The sequence below is a fragment of the Nitrospirota bacterium genome (assembly GCA_016214855.1).
Lineage (GTDB): Bacteria > Nitrospirota > Thermodesulfovibrionia > Thermodesulfovibrionales > UBA6898 > UBA6898.
Window position 1 is genome coordinate 83,917 of sequence record JACRMT010000002.1, and the last position, 20,156, is coordinate 104,072.

At 51.0% G+C, this 20,156-nt stretch carries 16 protein-coding genes; 6 read left to right on the plus strand and 10 right to left on the minus strand.

The window, feature by feature from the left end; all coding sequences use genetic code 11:
• Window positions 1–29: 29 nt before the first annotated feature.
• The 3 genes from HZB62_00470 to HZB62_00480 all read left to right on the plus strand — a co-directional run bounded on the left by HZB62_00470 (window position 30) and on the right by HZB62_00480 (window position 2,648).
• The gene (locus HZB62_00470) at window positions 30–275 is read left to right on the plus strand and encodes a hypothetical protein (GenBank protein ID MBI5073639.1); all 246 of its coding nucleotides are present in this window, start codon (window positions 30–32) and stop codon (window positions 273–275) included.
• Between the two features lie 64 nt (window positions 276–339).
• A complete protein-coding gene (locus HZB62_00475) occupies window positions 340–2,175 on the plus strand; it encodes a thioredoxin domain-containing protein (protein MBI5073640.1) in 1,836 nt (611 codons plus the stop codon).
• 32 nt (window positions 2,176–2,207) lie between these two features.
• On the plus strand, window positions 2,208–2,648 hold the full coding sequence (locus HZB62_00480; protein ID MBI5073641.1) for a hypothetical protein: 441 nt from the start codon (window positions 2,208–2,210) through the stop codon (window positions 2,646–2,648).
• A gap of 8 nt (window positions 2,649–2,656) precedes the next feature.
• On the opposite strand, the gene HZB62_00485 is transcribed toward HZB62_00480, so the two are convergent.
• The 8 genes from HZB62_00485 to HZB62_00520 all read right to left on the minus strand — a co-directional run bounded on the left by HZB62_00485 (window position 2,657) and on the right by HZB62_00520 (window position 8,906).
• Window positions 2,657–3,589 (minus strand): carbohydrate kinase family protein, encoded by a 933-nt coding sequence (locus HZB62_00485; GenBank protein ID MBI5073642.1) that lies wholly within the window; start codon window positions 3,587–3,589, stop codon window positions 2,657–2,659.
• Between the two features lie 45 nt (window positions 3,590–3,634).
• Window positions 3,635–4,060 (minus strand): type II toxin-antitoxin system VapC family toxin, encoded by a 426-nt coding sequence (locus HZB62_00490; GenBank protein ID MBI5073643.1) that lies wholly within the window; start codon window positions 4,058–4,060, stop codon window positions 3,635–3,637.
• A 5-nt stretch (window positions 4,061–4,065) separates the two neighbouring features.
• Window positions 4,066–4,293 (minus strand): type II toxin-antitoxin system Phd/YefM family antitoxin, encoded by a 228-nt coding sequence (locus HZB62_00495; protein MBI5073644.1) that lies wholly within the window; start codon window positions 4,291–4,293, stop codon window positions 4,066–4,068.
• Window positions 4,294–4,640: 347 nt separating this feature from the next.
• Window positions 4,641–6,530: an excinuclease ABC subunit UvrC gene (gene uvrC / locus HZB62_00500; GenBank protein ID MBI5073645.1), complete on the minus strand. Its 1,890-nt coding sequence runs from the start codon at window positions 6,528–6,530 to the stop codon at window positions 4,641–4,643.
• Window positions 6,531–6,625: 95 nt separating this feature from the next.
• A complete protein-coding gene (locus tag HZB62_00505; protein MBI5073646.1) occupies window positions 6,626–7,180 on the minus strand; it encodes a tetratricopeptide repeat protein in 555 nt (184 codons plus the stop codon).
• A 96-nt stretch (window positions 7,181–7,276) separates the two neighbouring features.
• Window positions 7,277–7,669, minus strand: a complete 393-nt coding sequence (locus tag HZB62_00510) for a CBS domain-containing protein (GenBank protein ID MBI5073647.1) — start codon at window positions 7,667–7,669, stop codon at window positions 7,277–7,279.
• Between the two features lie 278 nt (window positions 7,670–7,947).
• Window positions 7,948–8,379 carry a TusE/DsrC/DsvC family sulfur relay protein gene (locus HZB62_00515; GenBank protein MBI5073648.1) on the minus strand — a complete coding sequence of 144 codons (432 nt, stop codon included), beginning with the start codon at window positions 8,377–8,379 and terminating at the stop codon, window positions 7,948–7,950.
• A 182-nt stretch (window positions 8,380–8,561) separates the two neighbouring features.
• Window positions 8,562–8,906 (minus strand): hypothetical protein, encoded by a 345-nt coding sequence (locus HZB62_00520; protein ID MBI5073649.1) that lies wholly within the window; start codon window positions 8,904–8,906, stop codon window positions 8,562–8,564.
• A gap of 467 nt (window positions 8,907–9,373) precedes the next feature.
• On the opposite strand from HZB62_00520, the gene HZB62_00525 reads away from it, so the two are divergent.
• The 3 genes from HZB62_00525 to HZB62_00535 all read left to right on the plus strand — a co-directional run bounded on the left by HZB62_00525 (window position 9,374) and on the right by HZB62_00535 (window position 15,587).
• Window positions 9,374–13,339, plus strand: a complete 3,966-nt coding sequence (locus HZB62_00525) for a PAS domain S-box protein (protein ID MBI5073650.1) — start codon at window positions 9,374–9,376, stop codon at window positions 13,337–13,339.
• Window positions 13,340–13,341: 2 nt separating this feature from the next.
• A complete protein-coding gene (locus HZB62_00530) occupies window positions 13,342–13,974 on the plus strand; it encodes a response regulator transcription factor (GenBank protein ID MBI5073651.1) in 633 nt (210 codons plus the stop codon).
• A 206-nt stretch (window positions 13,975–14,180) separates the two neighbouring features.
• On the plus strand, window positions 14,181–15,587 hold the full coding sequence (locus HZB62_00535) for a sigma-70 family RNA polymerase sigma factor (GenBank protein MBI5073652.1): 1,407 nt from the start codon (window positions 14,181–14,183) through the stop codon (window positions 15,585–15,587).
• A gap of 134 nt (window positions 15,588–15,721) precedes the next feature.
• Here HZB62_00535 and HZB62_00540 read toward each other — a convergent pair whose 3' ends face one another.
• Both HZB62_00540 and HZB62_00545 read right to left on the minus strand, forming a co-directional pair.
• Window positions 15,722–16,714, minus strand: a complete 993-nt coding sequence (locus HZB62_00540) for an acetyl-CoA carboxylase carboxyltransferase subunit alpha (protein MBI5073653.1) — start codon at window positions 16,712–16,714, stop codon at window positions 15,722–15,724.
• Window positions 16,711–20,112 carry a DNA polymerase III subunit alpha gene (locus HZB62_00545; GenBank protein MBI5073654.1) on the minus strand — a complete coding sequence of 1,134 codons (3,402 nt, stop codon included), beginning with the start codon at window positions 20,110–20,112 and terminating at the stop codon, window positions 16,711–16,713. The genes HZB62_00540 and HZB62_00545 overlap by 4 nt, the downstream gene beginning before the upstream one ends.
• Window positions 20,113–20,156 lie beyond the last annotated feature (44 nt).

Genomic DNA, 20,156 nt, shown 5'->3' on the forward strand with positions numbered 1-20,156 from the left:
ATCAACTACAAGACAAACGGAGACAGGTTATGGACGAGACCCTTCAGCAACTTATCGAACTTGCGGCATCGCGGGGCAATAACTATGTAAAGGGTGTTTCAACTCTCGACGAACTGCCGGGCAAGCTGGCTGAACTGGGCGTTCTTCTGCTCGAAAAGTCAAAGGTCATCGAGAATTCCGGCAACAGCAGGCTTAAGGAAGAGGTCATAGAGCTCCAGAACAAGATCGATGATATGAGAAAAACCCTTTTCGCAAGCAAACTGCTTATCAAGTAGTATACGCCGGCATCGCAATGGAACCTCTTATTGCGCCGCTGACAGCAGTTTACCGATCCGCGTTATGATTGCCAACAGGCTTATCTCAGAAAAAAGCCCCTATCTCATGCAGCACGCCTATAACCCGGTCGACTGGTACCCATGGGGTCAGGAGGCCTTTGACAAGGCAGCACGAGAGAATAAGCCGATCTTTCTTTCAATAGGATATTCCACATGCCACTGGTGCCATGTCATGGAAAAGGAGTCCTTTGAAGATGAACAGGTGGCCGGGCTGATGAATGATGCCTTTGTTTCAATAAAGGTGGATCGCGAGGAGAGACCGGATATAGATCATGTTTACATGACGGTCTGCCAGCTTATGGCCGGCAATGGTGGCTGGCCCCTCACCATCATCATGGCTCCGGACAAGCAGCCGTTCTTTGCCGGCACCTATTTCCCAAAGAAAGCTGCTTTCGGCAGAATTGGCATGGCTGACCTGATCCCGCGTCTGAAGCAGATGTGGGAAACTGACCGGCAAAAGCTCATTCAGCTTTCCGAAGAAATAACAGCCCGGCTTTTGCGGGAAAATACCGCTCCAGCGCCTGCGGAGCCTGAGGAAGCAGTTTTTCACGAGGCCTTTGAGCAGCTGATCAATCAGTTCGACCATGACAACGGAGGGTTCAGCCAGGCCCCAAAGTTCCCTGCACCGCACATACTGCTTTTCCTCCTGCGATATGGGAAGCGCACAGGCAATCAGGAGGCGCTGCATATGGCGACAAAAACCCTCAATGCCATGAGAGATGGTGGCATCTATGATCATATCGGCTTTGGTTTTCATCGTTATTCAACAGACGCCCGTTGGCTGGTGCCCCATTTTGAAAAGATGCTGTACGATCAGGCAATGCTCTGCATTGCCTACACCGAGGCTTTTCAGGCGACCGGCAACGAGGACTTTCGTAACACTGCAGAAGATGTCCTCTCCTATATATCCCGGGACATGACGTCTCCTGAGGGCGGCTTTTATTCTGCAGAAGACGCAGACAGTGAAGGTGAAGAGGGCAGATTCTATGTTTGGACGCATAGTGAAATTACCGGGGCGCTCGAACCTGGTGACGCTGAACTTATATGTTCGTCGTTCAATATTCAGAGGGAGGGCAACTTTTTTGACCAGGCAACGAATGACCGGACAGGCTCGAACATCCTCCACCGGGGCCAGCAACCAGATGCAACAGCGCAGAAAAAAGAACTTACTGCCGCAGAGCTGCCGGATCGCATAAAAAAAGCCCTCGCGCGCCTATTTGCGGTTCGGGAGCAGCGAATTCATCCGGACAAGGACGACAAGATCCTGACAGACTGGAACGGTCTCATGATAACAGCCTTTGCAAAAGCGGCAAAGGCCTTTCAAAGACCTGACTATGCCGCTGCAGCAGCGAAGGCTGCCGATTTCATTCTGAGCCGTCTTCGCACGCCGGATGGCCGTCTTATTCACCGTTACCGCGATGGAGATGCCTCGCTGCCGGCGCATACAGATGACTATGCCTTTTTCATCTCCGGGCTTATAGAGCTGTACCTGGCTGGCTGTGAACCTCGTTATCTTGAAGAAGCCCTTCGACTGAACAGTATTTTTATCCGCCATTTCTGGGACAACGTTCAGGGCGGCTTTTTCTTTACTGCAGATGACGGAGAAAAACTGCTTGTGCGCAGGAAAGAGATCTATGACGGAGCAGTACCTTCCGGGAATTCCATGGCACTGTTTAATCTTCTGCGCCTCGCTGGTATCACAGGAGATGTATCCCTTGCTGAAATGGCTTCAAAGGCAGCCCGGACCTTTTTTACCATGGTCAGACAGGCGCCGACAGCATATACATATTTTCTCATGGCACTTGACTCCCGATTTGACGGAACCCTGAAAAATCAATAGGGCTCATAACATGGTATAATGATCCCAATAATATGGAACAGAACAAGGCTGATCTGACAGAGTTATTCCGCAGGGGATTGGTAAAGGCCGATATGGTCCTGCATGTTTTTGCTGCCTTGTTGCTGCTTGCAGCATGCGGTTTTATCTTTTACTATGCTGTTTTAAATCTCGCAAATCCGAGCCGGGACTCCATTATTCATTTAATAAATGATGTGCTTCTTGCCCTGATCATCCTTGAGCTGCTCTGGACAGTCATCAGGTTCCTGAAAAAACAGAAGTTTTTCCTGGCCCCCTTCCTTGCCATCGGCATTATCGCTGCAGTCAGAAGGATCCTGCTGATAGAGGCACAGACCTCATTTATGGAGCATGTGCCTTCTGAGAAACTCTATGAGATTGGACTAAGCGCCTTTGTGGTCATAACCCTGATGGTCGCCTATTATCTTTCGGTCAAGGCACAGAAACTCGAACAGTAACCGGGCGGTTAAAGAGCACCGAAATTTAGTTGATACCGTTCTGAGAATTCCTCGTACGTATACTTATGCTCCTGCGTGCCATATTGTTCTACAGCATAGGCAGCAGCCACTGCGCCGATCTTTGCAGCGTCTTCGATATTCTTTCCCATGGCAAGTCCCTTGAGGAGGCCGGAGCGGTATGCATCCCCTGCGCCGGTGGGATCCAGGACCTGAGATGCCTTTGCCGCAGGAATTGTTATATCGCGGCTGCTCATGCTGATAAGGGAGCCCTTGTCGCCGAGCGTTGTAATGATCATCTGTGTCAGGGCGAGGATCCCGTCCTTGTTCAGGCCTGTCATCTTCATGATCACCTCAAGTTCATAGTCATTCGTGATCAGCATCATGGAATCCTGTATCCATTCTCTAAGCTGTTCGCCGGTCCATAAGGTAAGTGACTGTCCCGGATCGCAGATATACGGTATGCTCCTTTCCCTGCAGCGTGCGGCATAGCCGATCATATCCTGAAGATTGCCTGGGGCAATGATCATGATAGAACTTTTCGGATCAGCTGAACTGACATCGTAGTTTGTTGCCTGTTTCATGGCACCGGGATTAAATCCGGTGATCTGATTGTCTGACTTGTCTGTGGTAATGTACGCGCCGGCAGTGAACTCTTCCCGAATGATCGTGATGCCTTCATTCGATATGGCATGCGTTTTCAGCCAGTCAAAATAGTTCTCATAATCCTTGCCGATCGTCGCTATGATGACCGGCCTCTCGCTGAGCAGGCTGAGGGAATAGGCAATATTGCCTGCAGTGCCGCCGAACTTCTCCTGCAGGCTGGTGACATTAAAGCAGACATTCAGCACATGGATCTTGTCCGGCAGGATATAGTCGGCAAACGAGCCGGGGAAGTCCATGATCCTGTCATATGCCATAGAACCTGAGATAAAGATATTCATAATTGGTCTCCCTTATTCACGTGGCTCTTCACTGAGCCTTCAACTTCAAAATTGAACAATCTTCAGCCCAAGGGCCTTTCCACCCGCAGCCATGATATGATCGGCAGTCGCAAGACTTTCAGCAGCAATCTCCTTGGCGATCATAAGGTGCAACGCATCGAGAGTTCTGATCGGGATATCCGCAAGAAGTGCCATCAAATTAATCGTACCAGATGCCAATCCGGCCGGAAAGGGATGACATATCAAATGTCTCTGGCGTATATCCTCCTGAAACGTTGAGAAAATCTCCATCTCCATCTTGAGGGTAATACTTTTCTCTCTCCGGCGGCGTGCAAGCAGGCAGCGCATCTCTACTATGGTCAGATCACTAATGGCAACAGGGCCATGCTGCTGCAGATATTCCTCCACATCCTCGGAGTGTGCCTCGTTGATATACCATTTTGCTAGTGCACTGGTATCGAAGTAGATCAAGGCCCTCATCGAGCGTCTCTGTCCTCACGGACCAGTTTTTCGCTCCCTTTCTTCATGCGTATCATCTTGTCCCGGAGATCCTTATGAGACGGAACAGGCCGGCCCTTTCCGAGCTGAACTACGCGGGCGACGGCCTTCCCTCTTTTTGTGATGATAATTTCTCCTTCAGCCTCCAGCACATCATCAAGGTGCGACAATGATTGCCGGGCCTGTCTGATTGTAAGAGTCTTCATAACCTGGCCTCCTATAGAGCTGCTTATGTCATGTGCTACATATTTACCTTATTGTAGCACATGACAATCACAAAGGGAACCTGAAGCACTCAGGAGTCGGGATTTGGCAGTGGTTGCCGGCGCGTATAAATATTTCCTCCAAAAAGGACGTCCCAATACTGAAGAGATTATGATTAAGGCACTAAAAGAATTTAAGAGTCCCCAAATGGCATTTTACCTGAGGAAGTCGAGCAGCCAGAAACTCCGTGAAGCAGCAGAAGAGTGGATAGAGCACAACCCTGTTATTGTCGGTCCGTAAAAGGAAGATTATAAATAACCAGTTCCCATCTGAAGCTTAGTTAAAGACTTTATTTCCCTGCAAGTGTCTTTAGCACATCCTCTGCCAGCTTCTTCGTGAAACCCGGCAAACCGGAGATCTCTTCGGCAGAGGCTTTTTTTATTGCCTCTATACTGCCAAAATGATCGAGCAATGCGAACCGCCTTTTCCTGCCGAGACCGTAGATGCTCTCAAGCGCTGACTCAAACATCCTCTTGGCACGCTGCTTCCGGTGATAGCGGACAGCGAACCGGTGAACTTCGTCCCGTATTTTTCTGAGAAGGAGAGAGGCCGGCCTGCTGTTATCAATAAGGACCGGCTCATCCCTGTCTTTCATAAAGATCCTGTCAGGGTCCTTTGCGAGCCCCACAACAACCGGCCGATAATCCTCACCCCCCTCACTCCCCCCTTGGCAAGGGGGGAAGAAAAGCGGGGTAAATACTTCCAATGCCACATTCAGATGCTCTCTTCCCCCATCAATAATGATCAGGTCCGGCAGTATGGGCTCATTTATATGGCTGTCTCCCTGAGCTATCCTGTTGTCTTTTTTCTTAACCTTAACCTCGGTCTCATCCCCTCGCCCTTCGCCGATGCTCTTAACTGTTCTCCTGATCATCTCCCTCATCATGGCATAGTCGTCAGGACCCTTGACCGCGTCCATGCTGATATTTCTGTACAGGGACTTATCGAAATCGCCATTCTTCCAAACAACAAAGGCGCCTCCGGCAGATGTGCCGGTTATGTTCGATATATCGAAAGCACCGATGCTTTCCGGGACCTTTTTCAGGCCGAGGAGCGATGCCACCTCCGACAACACTTCAGGACCTGACTCTGCTTTCCTGGTTTTTATGATCTCCCGGCTATTTTCCTCTGCCATGCTCACCAGCTTTCGCTTTATCCCTCTTACCGGGACTGTGATCCTGGCCCTGCTTCCTCTTCTGTCTGAAAGCCACTGCTCAAGCACATTCCTGTCCTCAGGCATTTTGGAGCAGTAGAGCTCAGGAGCAGGGAGGATCTCTCTGCCATAGAACTGCTCAATGAAATTTCTGAAAAGGTATCCATCCTTTTCCCCCGTCGTATGCCTCTGCTCAAAATCCCTTGTTCCGATCATCACGCCATTTCTGATAAAAAAGAGCTTGAACACCACACTATCATCCTGTCTGAAGAACCCTATGACGTCGGCATCCCCCAGTTCAGGTGAAACCACTTTCTGAGATTCTGACACGGACCGTATTGCCCTGATCCTGTCTCTGATCATCGCTGCCTCCTCAAATCGCATCTCTTCAGAAAGCAACATCATTTTTCTTTCGAGCGATTCAAGCAGTTTCCTGTTTTTCCCTTCAAGAAGAAGCTCGATCTCCCTGATCATCTGCATATATTCTGCGTGGTCGACCTCGCCGGAGCAGGGACCGATACATTTCTTCATCTGAAACTGGATGCAGGGCCGCATCCGCTTTTCGAGCGAATATCTGCAGTTTGGAATATGGTAGTGATTCCGGATAAAGAAGAGGGTCTCCCACATGGCACCGGCAGGCACATACGGTCCGAAATACCGCGCATCGCCCTTCCGGATCCTTCTTGCGACTTCAAGCCGTGGCCACTTCTCATGCAGTGTGAGTCTCAGGTAGGGGTAGCTTTTATCATCCCGCAGAAGGATATTGTAACGGGGCTTATGCTGTTTGATCAGGTTTGCCTCAAGAATAAGCGCCTCCAGCTCATTGCCCGTTACCGTGAATTCGAAGTCTGCAACGCTCTTCATCATGGCAGTCTTGCGCTCGTCAAGGCCTGCTGCTTTCTGAAAATAGCTCCTTATGCGGTTCTTCAGGACCTTGGCCTTGCCTACATAGAGGATCTTTCCCTGAGCGTCCCTGAAAAAATAAACACCCGGCTTTCCCGGGATAGCAGCAAGTTTTTCCTGCATAAGCTTAGATTAGGGATAACTGCTCAGGTGAATAGACCGCAGACGATCAGCAACTGCAATACCTGAACATCTACAGACTATCCACCTGAGTTGTATTACTTTGCCATTGCCTTCAGCTTATCTATCTCTGCCTTGATAGCGCCGGCATCAGGGGCATTGGGAGCGAGAGCGAGGGCCTTTTCAAAATACTTTATTGCCTGCTTGCTGTCCTTGAGGTCGTAGGTGAGTACAACCGCCATATTCTTGTTCGCATTGATATGGTTGGGGTTGAGCTCGAGAGCCTTATTATATTCCTTGACCGCAATATCGGGGTTGCCGGATTCTCTCAGACATGTGCCCATATCAACCCTGACATCAACGTTCTTTGGATCAAGTGCAAGCGCTTTTTGGTACGGCTCAACTGCCTCTGCAAACCGTTTTGCATCCATCAATATATTCCCGAGTTCGATCCATGCATTGATATTCTTCGGGTCTTTTGCAGCCACCTCCTGAAGCATCTTTACCTTGTCAAAGCCCTGGACCGGGCCGCTGCTGACAGGCCCCTGTCCGGGTTGTCCGACAGGCGGCTGGAACTGCGGTTTTGAATCGTCCTTCTGGCAACCGTATACGGCAAATGCGGAAAGAAAAATAGCAATAGCGATCTTTTTCATGTCAGTCTCCCGGATATAAATTTAGGCTGCTATTATACCAGAAGTCATTTCTGCCGGAAAAGAGGCGGCCAGTCAACCACTCCTTGAGAGACCCGGCTATGGTGTCCTCTTTTGAAAGTCCATCTCATGCCAGTATCCCTTCTCAGCCATGGCATTTATCACGCTTTTTCTGGTGATAAGTCCGACCAGCAGCTTGTCCTGCACGACCGGAAGGACGGTAAAACTGTCAGAATACAGCAAAGATGCAAGGTCCTCGACCGATGTCTCAACAGACACGGTAACCGGTTTGCTGCAGACGTTGTGGTCAGGATGACCGCAGCTCATGATCGATTCTGCGCTGAACTCGTGGATCGTCCTGCCCTCTTTGACGGCACTCAACAGATCGTATTCTGAAACTATGCCAACGACTTCATACTCATCGTTAATTACCGGCAGCGCAGGGTAGGGACACATCAGCTTCTGGACCACTTCATCACCCTTCATTTTCATTGGGATGCTTACCCTTGGATACATAATGTCTCTCGCTGTAATACAGGACATGGCAACCTCCTTAAATCAAGAAATATTCAATTCCGCCCGGTTGAATTCCGGGCCGGTATGGCTTGGTAACGTCATACTTTTTCAGATCACCATTTCCGGTTGATCAGCAGGTTTGGAAATCGATGCCAGTCTCAGCACATCCATGCGCTCAACCAGGCTTATCGTTTCCGCCTCCATATCGAATTTCCGCAATACCTAATAAGAATCTTCTGCTTCTGCCGCTCCCGTCATGTCGGCGGTTCGTTATGCTCCAGCAAATTCATGATCACCGCGTCAGGTTTCGGCAGTCCGGCCAGCTTCCATACGACCGCAGGATTGAGAAACTGTTCGCTGATACAGTTCTTCTCCTGGTGCAGGTTCTTGCAGATAGACTTGATGACCGGAAAATAGTTGTACTGCTCATAATAACTTCTAACGAACTTCAGGACATCAAGCTGTTCATATGAAAGATCCCTGATTCCTTCCCGCTCTGCCAGAGCAAGCGCGATGTTTTCATCCCAGTCATGAAAGTTGGCGAGGTACCCTTCCTCGTCTACATAGGCAGAAGTCCCGCAGCATTCAATGATACACTCATTGGATTGCTGCGGCTGGTCGTTCAGGAAATTATGTATTAACTGTCCTATCTGGCTCCCCAGATATACACATTTGATGCCGTCCATACATCCATCTGCATCTTCTTTCTCAAGATGGGTGGAGAGAAGATGAGACCCCTTCCGGAAATTGACGACAAAAGCATTTTTTTCCTCACTGAAGACAAGGTTCACCAGGATGCCGTTCTTTTCTATCTCAGGATACATCTCCATGATCTTATCCTTTAGTGCGACTACGGTGTAGCCCATGGTTACTCCTTCCCGTTGCAGGAGCTGATGTATTGTGCAGAAACTGGCGCCTGATCTCGAACGCTTCGGGCAGCCAGCATGATCGATGCCTGCGTCTGATTAGCCTCAACATTGTTCATCCAACACCCTATCTGCGAACCGAGATATTGGAACTTGACGCCGCCCATGCATGCATCAGTTTCATCTTTTTCAAGATGGGTGGCAAAAACACTCAATCCCTTCCTGAAATTCACAAAATAGGTATTCTTTTCTTTGCTAAAAACGAGGCCGATCTGTATGCTGTTCTTTTCTATCTCCGGGTACATCTCCAAGATCTTATCCTTTAGCGCAGCAATGGTGTAGCCCATAGCCCCTCATTTATGTCTTGAAAAAATTCAGCCGTTCCATTTTCTTGAATGCCCAGGCATCTGCAAACAGTTCGTCTTCCCCGATCTGCGGCAGGCTTGCGCATCTTGCACCCCTGCGGGCTGTTCAGCACAAGTTTCAGCGGCCTTGCCCGATCAGGTTCCGCAATGCCCTGTTTCCCGCACCGCTCAGCGATATTGTTCATAAAAAGCTTATCTTCAGGCCGAAGACAGTATGCTTCCATAAGATAATTGAACAGCTCTTTATGATCTTCCGGATACTTCATACATTCATTTTGCTGCCTGCGAGCCGGTTATTCAAGAGGGCCAATTAACCTTTGTCGTCAGTATCTGGGGAGATTCGATGTAAGTATTACCCTACAAAACCTTTCCTCTTCTTCTGCGGTTTTGGCAGGGGCCTTTCGTGATAGAATAGTAAGGCTTCTGGCAAAAAAGGCGGCAGAGGGCGTATGGCAAGAGAAAAGAAAGACCTGATAAAAGAAAGCCGAAAACAGAAACGCAGAAGAGCGAATAAAACACCCGCGGCATTCCCTGAAAGGAGATGCCATGAGCAGAATGAAGAACTGCGAAGGGCAATGGAAGATCTCGAGGAGTCCCGCAGCAGATATTCTGAACCGGCACGGCGGCGCACAGTAGAAATACAGAGAACTAACGATGAACTTATGACCGAAATCACCGCGCGGAGTGAAGCAGAGGAGCGGATAAAGCACCTTGCATCCTTCCCTCAGTTAAACCCAAACCCTGTTATTGAGGTAGATTACTTCGGCAACATCATCTTCGCCAATCCGGCAACTGAACGTTTTTTGGAAGGGCTGGGCATGGAAAAAAGGGATGCATCCGTATTCCTCCCAAAGGACCTGCATCTTATCCTGGCGGATATGGACAAGAACGCCGAATCTTCTGTTTCCCGCGATATCGCTATCGCGGATAAATTTTTCAATGAAACCATACAAATTCTTCCCCAATTCAAGGTTGTTCGTCTTTATGCCTCGAACATAACCGAACGCAAACGGGCTGAGGAGGCGCTGCACAATAGCGAAGAGTTCTATCGGCAGACCCTCGAATCGATCCCTGGCATGGTGTTTACGACGAGGGCAGACGGCTATTGCGATTATCAGAGTCAGCAGTGGGTCGATTTCACCGGAGTGCCGATGAAAGAACATCTCGGCGACGGCTGGAACAAACTGCTGCATCCCGATGACCGGCCGCATGCCTATGCAGCCTGGTATGCGGCGGTCGAGGGACGTGCTCCTTATGACCTTGAATACAGGGTGCGGAGGCATGACGGCGAGTACGAATGGTTCAAGGTGCATGGCCGGCCGATCCGCGACTCAGCCGGGCATATCGTCCGCTGGTTCGGAACCGCGCTGAATATCGATCGACTGCTCAAAACACAGCAGGCGCTTCAGGCAAGCGAAACAAAATACCGCGCCCTGTTCACAAATATGATCAGTGGTTTTGCGCTCCATAAAATTATTCTGGACGACGCGGGGAGCCCGGTTGACTATATATTCCTCGAAGTGAACAGGGCCTTCGTAAGACTGACCGGCCTGAAGGAAGAGCAGGTGATCGGCAGGCGCGTAACTGAGGCCCTGCCGGGAATTCAGAATGATCCGGCTGACTGGATCGGCATATACGGCAAGGTTGCACTGAACCGAAAAGAAGTTCACTTTGAGCAACACAACGAACTCCTCGATACGTGGTTTGCCGTCTCCGCATACAGCCCGATGCAGGGCTTTTTTGTGACGATCTTTGAGGACATCAGCGAGCGCAAGCGCACAGAAGCTGCCTTAACAGAAAGCGAGGAGCGTTTCCGCCGCATCGCCGAAACCAGCGTTGACCTGATCTTCCAGCTGGACCCTGAGGGCAGGATCACCTACTGTTCCCCTGCGATCAAATCCTTCGGATACGAAGCAGACAAAGTCCTGGAACGATCTTTTGCCGAGTTCATACCGTGCGATGAACAGGCTTCGGCTTATAATGCGCTGCAGCGGGTAATTTCCGGTGAAATTTTAAACCTCTTTGAACTCAGAGCGCTGCGACCGGACAACTCGGTTGTCTTCTGTGAGATAAGTGCAACACCGATCGTGAAAAATGGCGCGATAGTCGGGATCCAGGGAATAGCCCGCGATATCACTGACCGAAAACAGGCAGAAACGGAACTGCGCGAGGCACACGATGAGCTTGAGGAGCGCGTCAGAGTGCGAACGTCCGAACTGTCCGGGCTTAATGACGACCTCGAGGCCGAGATCTATGAACGCAGAAAAGCAGAAAACAGGCTTGCGCGCATAAACGCGCTCTATTCGATTCTCTTTCGGGTGAACGAGGCGATAGTCCGCATCCACAATCCCGAAAGGCTGTTTGAACAGACCTGCCGTATTGTTGTTGACAGCGGCCTCTTCAAGATGGCATGGATCGGATTTGTAGATCCTGATACCGCAAAGGTAAAACCTGTAGCCAGCGCAGGCGACAGCGGCAAATACCTTGACCGCATCACGATCATCGCCAGTGATGTCCCTGAAGGACAGGGGCCGACCGGCAGGGCAATCATCGAGGGGAAGACAATGGTATGCCCTGACATTGAGAATGATCCGACCATGCTCCTCTTTCGCGAAGCAGCCCTCAAGGAAGGTTTTCGCTCCTCTGCATCCTTTCCGCTACGCGCCGGATCCACCGTTATCGGCGCCTTTAATACCTACGCAGACAGCCCTCGCTTCTTCACTGACGAGGAGATTAAGCTGCTTTCTTCGCTGGTTGAAGATATCTCCTTTGCGATCGAGACCATGGCCGGAGAGAAGAAGAGGATAGAGGCAGAGCAGACTGTGCTGGCATCAGCGCATGAGATCGAAGACCTGTACAACTATGCGCCCTGCGGGTACCATTCTCTGGACAGGGACGGAAGGATCGTCAGGGTCAATGACACTCAACTTTCCTGGATGGGCTATAAAAGAGAGGATGTCATGGGGAAAAAGATATCCGATTTCTGCACCGAAGAGAGCAGGAAGATCTTCAGCATAAAATTCCCTCAATTCCTGAAAACGGGAAAGGCAGCTGATCTTGAATTTGAATTTGTTCGCAGAGACGGATCCATCCTGCCTGTCAGCATCTCTGCAACGGCTGTCCGCGATAAAGACAACAACTTTGTCATGACTCGTACAACGGTGATGGACATCACCGAACGCAAGGCGCGGGAACGGCAGACCGAGGCAGCCAACAATGTGCTCAAACTCTTCGCCGCAACTGCTGCACGTGAAGACTATCTTAATGCCCTTGTCAGCCAGCTCAGGATATGGTGCGGATGCAGCGCTGTCGGCATACGGCTTATCGGCGAGGAAGACGATGTGCCCTTTGTAGCCTGTAGGGGATTCAGTGAGGGATTTATTAAACAGGAAGGCAGCCTCATACTCGGAAAGGACTCCTGCGCCTGCACCAGGGTGATCAACGGGAAGCCACGCAGGGCAGAGACAAATTTCATGACCAAAGGCGGTTCTTTTGTCTGCAATGACACGTCCGATCTCTGCTCCAAAAATCTGCGTGACTTTTACCGGCATGCCTGCATCCGGGAAGGTTTTTCTTCCCTGGCCGTAGTACCAATCCGGTACCGCAGCAGGGTGATAGGTGCGGTCCATCTTGCTGATCCGCAAAATAACGCATTTACCCCCCCTGTCATTAACTTCATCGAGGCCATAACGCCTCTTGTCGGCGAGGCCCTGCACCGGTTCTCCATTGAGGAAGAGCTGACAACCTCCCGGGAAGAGCTGCGCGCCCTTTCTGCCCATCTGCAGGAGGCCCGTGAAGAGGAGCGTATTAAAATAGCCAGGGAGATCCATGACGAACTGGGCCAGATCCTTACTGCAGCAGGGATCGAGTTATCTCTGATAAAGAACCGGTATAAAGACCATGCTCCGATAAAGAAGGCTGCCACATCGGTCATCGGCATGCTTGATAATGCCGTAGCGGATATACAGAGGATATGCGAGGAGCTGAGGCCGAGAATACTGGACCATCTCGGTCTGCCGGTAGCCATTAAACAGGAAGCAGCGGGCTTTACAAAGCGCACCGGCATACGCTGCTCACTTGATCTTGTCAGTAAAGTTCCCGGCCTGACCGATGAGTCGGCAGTTGCCCTTTTACGCATCGTTCAGGAAGCGCTCACCAATGCTGCAAGGCATTCAGGGGCTACGGCGGTCTCTGTCCGTCTCACGGCTGACAAGAAAAATATTACCCTCGAGGTCACTGACAATGGCAAAGGCATCTCCCGTCAGGAACTCGGAAAGAAGACGTCGCTGGGTCTTATCGGCATGCGGGAACGGGTGCGCGAAATTAACGGTGACGTGACCATACAGGGAACTGCCGGCAAGGGAACTGTTGTGACTGTCCGGATCCCGTCGAAAGAACGCTCAAGGAAGAGGTGACCATGTATAAGATCCTTATTGCAGACGACCATCCGATTGTTCGAAAGGGCCTCAGGCAGATCCTTGAAGAAGGAGGCATTGTCCGGAGCATAGAAGAGGCCGAAAACGGCAGAGAGGCCATCGAAAAGGTCAGGGATGGCAGTTTTGATGTAGTCATGCTCGACATCTCAATGCCGGAGATGGGCGGACTTGAGGCACTTGAGCAGATCAAGAAACTGAGGCCGTCCCTTCCGGTCCTGATCCTGAGCATCTACGCGGAAGAGGAGTATGCAGTGCGCGCCCTGAGATCTGGGGCATCAGGCTATATGACCAAGAAGAGCGCTCCTGACGAACTGATAACAGCCATAAAGAAGATCGCCCACGGTGCACGGTACATCAGTCCGTCCCTTGCTGACTTTCTCGCCTCTCACCTGACCGAAGAGCAGAACAAGCCTCCCCATGAAACCCTGTCGAACCGGGAGTTCCAGGTAATGCGCATGATCGCCACGGGCAGATCCCTGAAAGAGATCGCCTTTGACATGTCCCTCAGCCCCAAGACGATCAGCACCTTCCGGACACGTATCCTTCAGAAGCTGCAGTTACAGAGCAACGCTGACCTGATCCAGTATGCCATAAAGAATAAGCTTGTAGATTAAGATAGAGCTATACCCTGACCTCCTCAACCGGGGTCTTCTTCTGCCCTGTAGGAAAAACCTTACGCTGAACTGCCCATAATTTGACGTGAAAAAGATACATTCGCTGATAGTTTTACCCATCAGGCTCGGTTACTGTAAATGCACGGCGTCCAAATATCACTGTACCCGCGTAGTGAAATATACCGTAACCCGGCAGGAGGTTTAGCGTGAGCGAATTTGTAACTACCGAAATAGAATATGCAGGCTGCGATATCCTGGAATATGCAGAACCTCTGGCAGAAGAACCGGTCTCAATGTTTATGGAGGATGAAGAGACCTCTGCGGAAGACCATTGTCCGGAAGACGGCGCTGATGACGATCATGGGCAATGCGACCCGCTCACGATGTATCTGAGCGAAATAGGTTCCATTCCTCTCCTGAAGAGAAGCGAGGAAACAGAAGTTGCAAAACGAATTGAAGACAACAGGGAAAGGCTGATGAGAGCACTTTTTTCGCTGCCGCTTGCTGTGGAAAAAATGCTGCAGGAAGCAGACCGGGTGCGGCTCAAAGAGGCGCATCTGAACGAGATCATACATCTCTCGGCCGATCCTGATCAGATAAAGGAAGATGAGAGAAAGACTATTTTTGAAGCCATGCGGCAGATAGGCCGCCTGCACAGGATGAAAATTCCGTCTCTGTATCGTGAAAAACTGCCATCCAGGGTCATAGCACTCGGATTAAAATTTGATTTTGTCGAAAAGCTGTTTGGCGAGGTCAATGCAGAAGTACGGGATATGGAAGCCCGCCTGGCAGACATGAACACCAGAAAAGCAAATGCTGAAAGGAAGACATTTGAGGAGAGGACCTGCAGCGCTCTGAGCACAATGCAGGCAGTTCTCCGGACCTGCGCTCATGCCCGCGAAGAGATCAATGAGGCAAAAAACATACTCATCGAAGGAAACCTGAGGCTTGTTGTCAGTACAGCCAGAAGATATGCCGTCATGGGCAAGATGAGCATGCTCGATCTTATTCAGGAGGGGAATATCGGTCTCATGAGATCGGCAGAACTGTTCGACTACCGGAGGGGTTTCAAATTCAGCACCTACGCCACCTGCTGGATCAAGCAGGCGATCACCCGTGCACTATCAAAACACTCAAGGATGATACGCTTCCCGGTGCATACTGCAGACGAGTTGACCAGGATCATCCGGGCCTCAAAGCAGTTGGCAAATGAAATGGCTGAAGAACCCTCCCATGAGAGCATAGCAGAACGGGTAAAGATGCCCGAGCATAAGGTGAGGAGCTTGCTTGAGATGTCGCGGGACCCGCTCTCCCTTCATCATCAGGTCGGCGATGAAGAATCCGAGATGATAGAGCTGATTGAGGACAGGTCAATGCCGTCTCCTCTTGAATCTGTCATTCATACCGATCTCAGGGAAAAGGTGCGACATGCGATCTCAATACTCGACCCGAAGGAGGAAATGATCATCCGCGGACGGTTCAGCATAGACAAGGAAGAACGGACGCTCGAAATGCTGGCCAATGAATTCGGTCTGACCAGAGAACGGATTAGACAGATAGAGACGATAGCCATAAAGAAACTGAAGAGCCATTTTGCAGCGGCATCTGTTTAGTGGTCTGCCCGGGCGACTGCATGAGAATTTTTTTGATGTTCGATTCCACAATCATCCGAAACTGGATAGCAAACGGGCAGCGGTGAAGAGCGCTATGCATACGGAGCAACAACTGATGCGTTATAAGAGTTCCCTTAGGCTGACTCTGCCTTCACTTCTTCAGTAAAGCTGCCTATCCTCTTCAGCTTCTTATAGCGGTCCTCTACCAGTTTCCCGGCAGCCTTGTTCTTCAGCTCTTCGAGAGCTTCAGAGACCTTGTCGGAGATGTTCTTTGCCATCGTCTCAGGGTCCCGGTGCGCTCCTCCTGAGGGCTCAGGGATTATCTCGTCAATGATCTTGAACCCGAGAAGGTCCTGAGCAGTCATCTTCAGGGCCTCGGAAGCACGCGCAAAATCCTCAGGGCCGAGATCGCTCTTCTTCCAGAGAATTGCCGCACACCCTTCCGGGGAGATGACCGAATAAACCGAATGCTCAAGCATATAAAGTCTGTCAGAAACACTCAGCGCAAGTGCGCCGCCGCTGCCTCCCTCGCCAATGACCACAGCAACGATCGGCACTCTGAGACGTGACATATGCATGAGGCTGGAAGCGATCGCCTCGCCCTGGCCCCGCTCCTCGGCACCAATGCCGGGATATGCACCCGGCGTGTCAATAAGCGTAATGATCGGTCTCCTGAACTTCTCGGCAAGTTCCATGAGCCGCATGGTCTTCCGGTACCCTTCCGGGTGCGGCTGTCCGAAGTTCCTGTGGATCCTCTCCTTTGTGCCCCGGCCCTTTTGATGGCCCATGATCACCACAGGCAGTCCGCCTTTCAGCCTGGCTATGCCGCCGACAATGGCCTTGTCATCGGCAAACCGCCGGTCCCCGTGAAGCTCAATGAACTCTTCGGTCATGAGGCCGATATAATCAAGAGTATAAGGCCTGTCCGGATGGCGGGCAAGCAGTGTCTTCTGCCAGGGCGTCAGGTTTGAATAAATCTCTGTTCTCAGCTCCCTGATCTTCTTTTCAAGCTTTTTGATCTCGCCGGAGAGATTGATATCCTTGCCGTCAGAGAGCCTCTTCAGCTCCTCCATCTTGAGTTCAAGCTCTTCGATCGGTTTTTCAAATTCGAGGTAGTATTTGATCATGAAACGGTCACCGCTCCCTTGCCTATCATGGTTTCCAGTCTCTTCACGAGCGCCGTGTCAGGCTTGATGGAAATACTCGTTGCTATCAGGGTCTGGGACTGGTCGCTCCTTATCCTGAGATAGAGCTGGCAGTCGCCGGGGTACTCCATGACCAGTGACCGGATATTCTGCAGACCCTCGCTGTTTCCCTGCGTTTCCCCGAGGGATATCTCCATCTTCCTGATGCTCTTCCTGCCTGCATCCTCAAGGTTCGAGACCTCAAGACCGCGGAGCCGCACACCTTTTTCGTCCTTGTCAATGGTTCCTTTCACCAGGACCACCGCATCCTTCTTTAACCGTTCAAAAACACTTTTGTAAAGGGTCGGGAATATGATGACTTCAACGCTGCCCTCGTCATCCTCAAGCGTCAGGTATGCCATGAGATCTCCCGATGATTTTACATTCTTCTTTTTGACCGTTCGCAGAATGCCGCCGATAAGTACCTCTGCCTTGTCAGTGGCATGTTCAAGGTCTGACGTCTTTCTTGCCTTGAGCCGTGAAAGGAGCGTATCAAATTTTGTCAGCGGATGGCCGGTGATATAAAAGCCGAGCGCTTCTTTTTCATTATTCAGAAGCTCTGCCTCGTCCCACTCCGCACCAGCAGGCGCAGCCTCCGGGAGATCGTCGCCGAACATGCTGACCTGATCGGCATTTTTTGAGCTCTTTCCATTTCCGTTCAGAAGGTCCGCGACCGATTCCATGGCAGCCGCACGCGTAACGCCAAGGGAATCAAAAGCACCTGCCTTTACGAGGCCCTCGAGCACTTTTTTATTCACCTTTCTGGTGTCTGCCCTCTTTATGAGATCAGCGACAGAGGTAAAAGGACCGCCTGCCTCCCTCACCTCGAGCACTAATTCTATGGCAGCTCCGCCCACACCCTTCACAGCCTCGAGGCCAAAGCGTATGGAGTTGCCGATCACTCTGAACTCCCTGCCCGAAAGGTTGATGTCAGGCGGCAGCATCTCGATCTTCATTTTTCTGCATTCATTGATGGACTTTACGATCTTGTCCGTATCGCTCATATCAAGGGTCAGCGTTGCCGCCATAAACTCAACAGGATAATGTGCCTTGAGATATGCGGTCTGGTAAGCGATAAAAGCGTACGCAGCAGAGTGTGATTTATTGAACCCATACAGTGCAAAAGGAGCCATCACATCAAAGAGCCTCGCCGCCTTCTTCTCGGTAATATTATTTTCGATCGCACCCTTGATGAAGACCTCTTTCTGCTTCTCCATCTCCTCGGCATTCTTCTTGCCCATAGCCTTTCTGAGTACGTCCGCCTGTCCCATCGAGAAATTCGCGATCCTGTTTGCTATCAGCATGACCTGTTCCTGATACAGGATGATGCCGTAGGTCTCGTCAAGGATCTCCTTCAGCTGGGGCATCATGTATGTGACCTTGGTATCGCCCTTTTTCCGTTTGATAAAATCATCGATCCACTGCATCGGACCCGGCCGGTACAGCGCAACAAGAGCGATCAGGTCCTCGAAGCGGTTCGGCTGCATCCTGATCAGAATGTCGCGCATGCCCTCGCTTTCGAGCTGGAACACGCCTGCGGTCTGTCCTGAACTGAGCAGGTCATAGGTCGGCTGGTCATCGATCGGTATGGCCGCCAGATCAAGCGCATCCTTGCCCTGTGTGATGTATTTCAGGGTCTTTTCAATTACGGTGAGCGTCTTGAGGCCCAGGAAGTCGAACTTGAGCAGCCCCACCTTTTCAAGGGCTTTCATCTCGAACTGGGTAACGATGCTTTCATCAGACGGGTTCCTGTAGAGCGGGGCATAGTTGGTGATCGGCTCCGGAGATATGACCACTCCGGCAGCATGGGTTGAAGCATGCCGGTTCAGGCCTTCAAGCCGCATCGCGATGTTCAGGAGCTCTTTCACGTTCTCGTCCGTTTCATATGCCTGCTTCAGCTGCGGCTCCGCAGCCAGTGCCGCTTCGATCGTGATCTTCGGATCATGGGGAATGAGCTTTGCAATTCTGTCTACGTCTGCATAAGGGATGTCCATCGCGCGCCCCACATCCCGGATCGCAGCCTTTGCCTTCATCGTCCCAAAGGTGATGATCTGGGCTACATACTCGGCCCCGTATTTTTGCGTGACATAATTGATGACCTCCTGCCTCCTGTCCTGGCAGAAATCGACGTCAATATCAGGCATGCTCACTCTTTCAGGGTTCAGGAACCGCTCAAAAAGAAGCTTGTATTTCATCGGGTCTATTTCGGTTATATCGAGACAGTAGGAGACAAGGCTGCCTGCAGCAGAGCCTCTTCCGGGACCGACGGGAATACCTTTGCTTTTTGCGTGGTGGATAAAATCCCAGACGATCAGGAAATAGGAGGTGAATCCCATCTTCCTGATCATGCTCAACTCGCTGCTCAACCTGTCCTGATAGTTCTGCGGTGCATCCTTCCCGATCTTTCGCTCAAGGCCTTCATGGGCAAGGCGCGAGAGAAACGCCTCGGTATCTTCACCCGTTTCAGCCTTGAACTGAGGGAGCAGGTTCTTGTGCTGGAGCGTAACATTGCACCGCTCAGCTATCACAACGGAGTTCCTGATAGCCTCCGGCACATCCTTGAATGTCTCGATCATCTCCCCGGGAGATTTGAGATAGAATTCGTTTGTGCTGAACTTCATCCGCGTGGTGTCCTTGAGCGTCTTGCCTGTCTGGATACAGAGAAGAACCTCATGTGCCTTTGCGTCATCCTTCTTCAGGTAATGACAATCGTTCGTTGCAACAAGTCCGATATGCAGTTCCCTGCCGAGGGCGATGAGCTGTCTGTTCAGTTCAGCCTGCTCCGGAAGGCCGTTCGCCTGTATCTCGAAGTAAAAGTTCTCGGGCCCAAGGATATGTTTGTACGCCAGCGCCCGCTCGCGCGCCTTGTCCTCCATACCTCTCTGGAGATAGTACGGGACCTCTCCCTTGAGACATGCTGATAAGCCTATCAGACCGCCGCTGTATTGCTCGAGGAGGTCCATATCGATGCGGGGCTTGTAGTAAAAACCCTCGAGAGAAGCCTTGCTCGCAAGCGTCAGGAGATTTCTGTACCCTGCATCGTCACGGGCAAGAAGGATGAGATGGAAGGAGGAATATTCGTCCTCACTGGACTGTGTCTTGTCAAAACGGCTTCTCGGTGCAACATAGATCTCGCAGCCGATGATAGGCTTGATGCCGGCATGTGTGCATTGCCGGTAGAAATCTACCGCGCCGAACAGATTGCCGTGATCGGTCATGGCTATAGCCGGCATCTTGAATTCCTTTGCCTGTTTGATGAGGTCCTCGATACGAATTGCACCATCAAGGAGGCTGTATTCTGTATGCAGGTGGAGGGATACGTAATCCGCGTGTGAATGCATAGAGAATTTTACCCGATGGTCAGTTTGAAGGTCAATGAAATGGC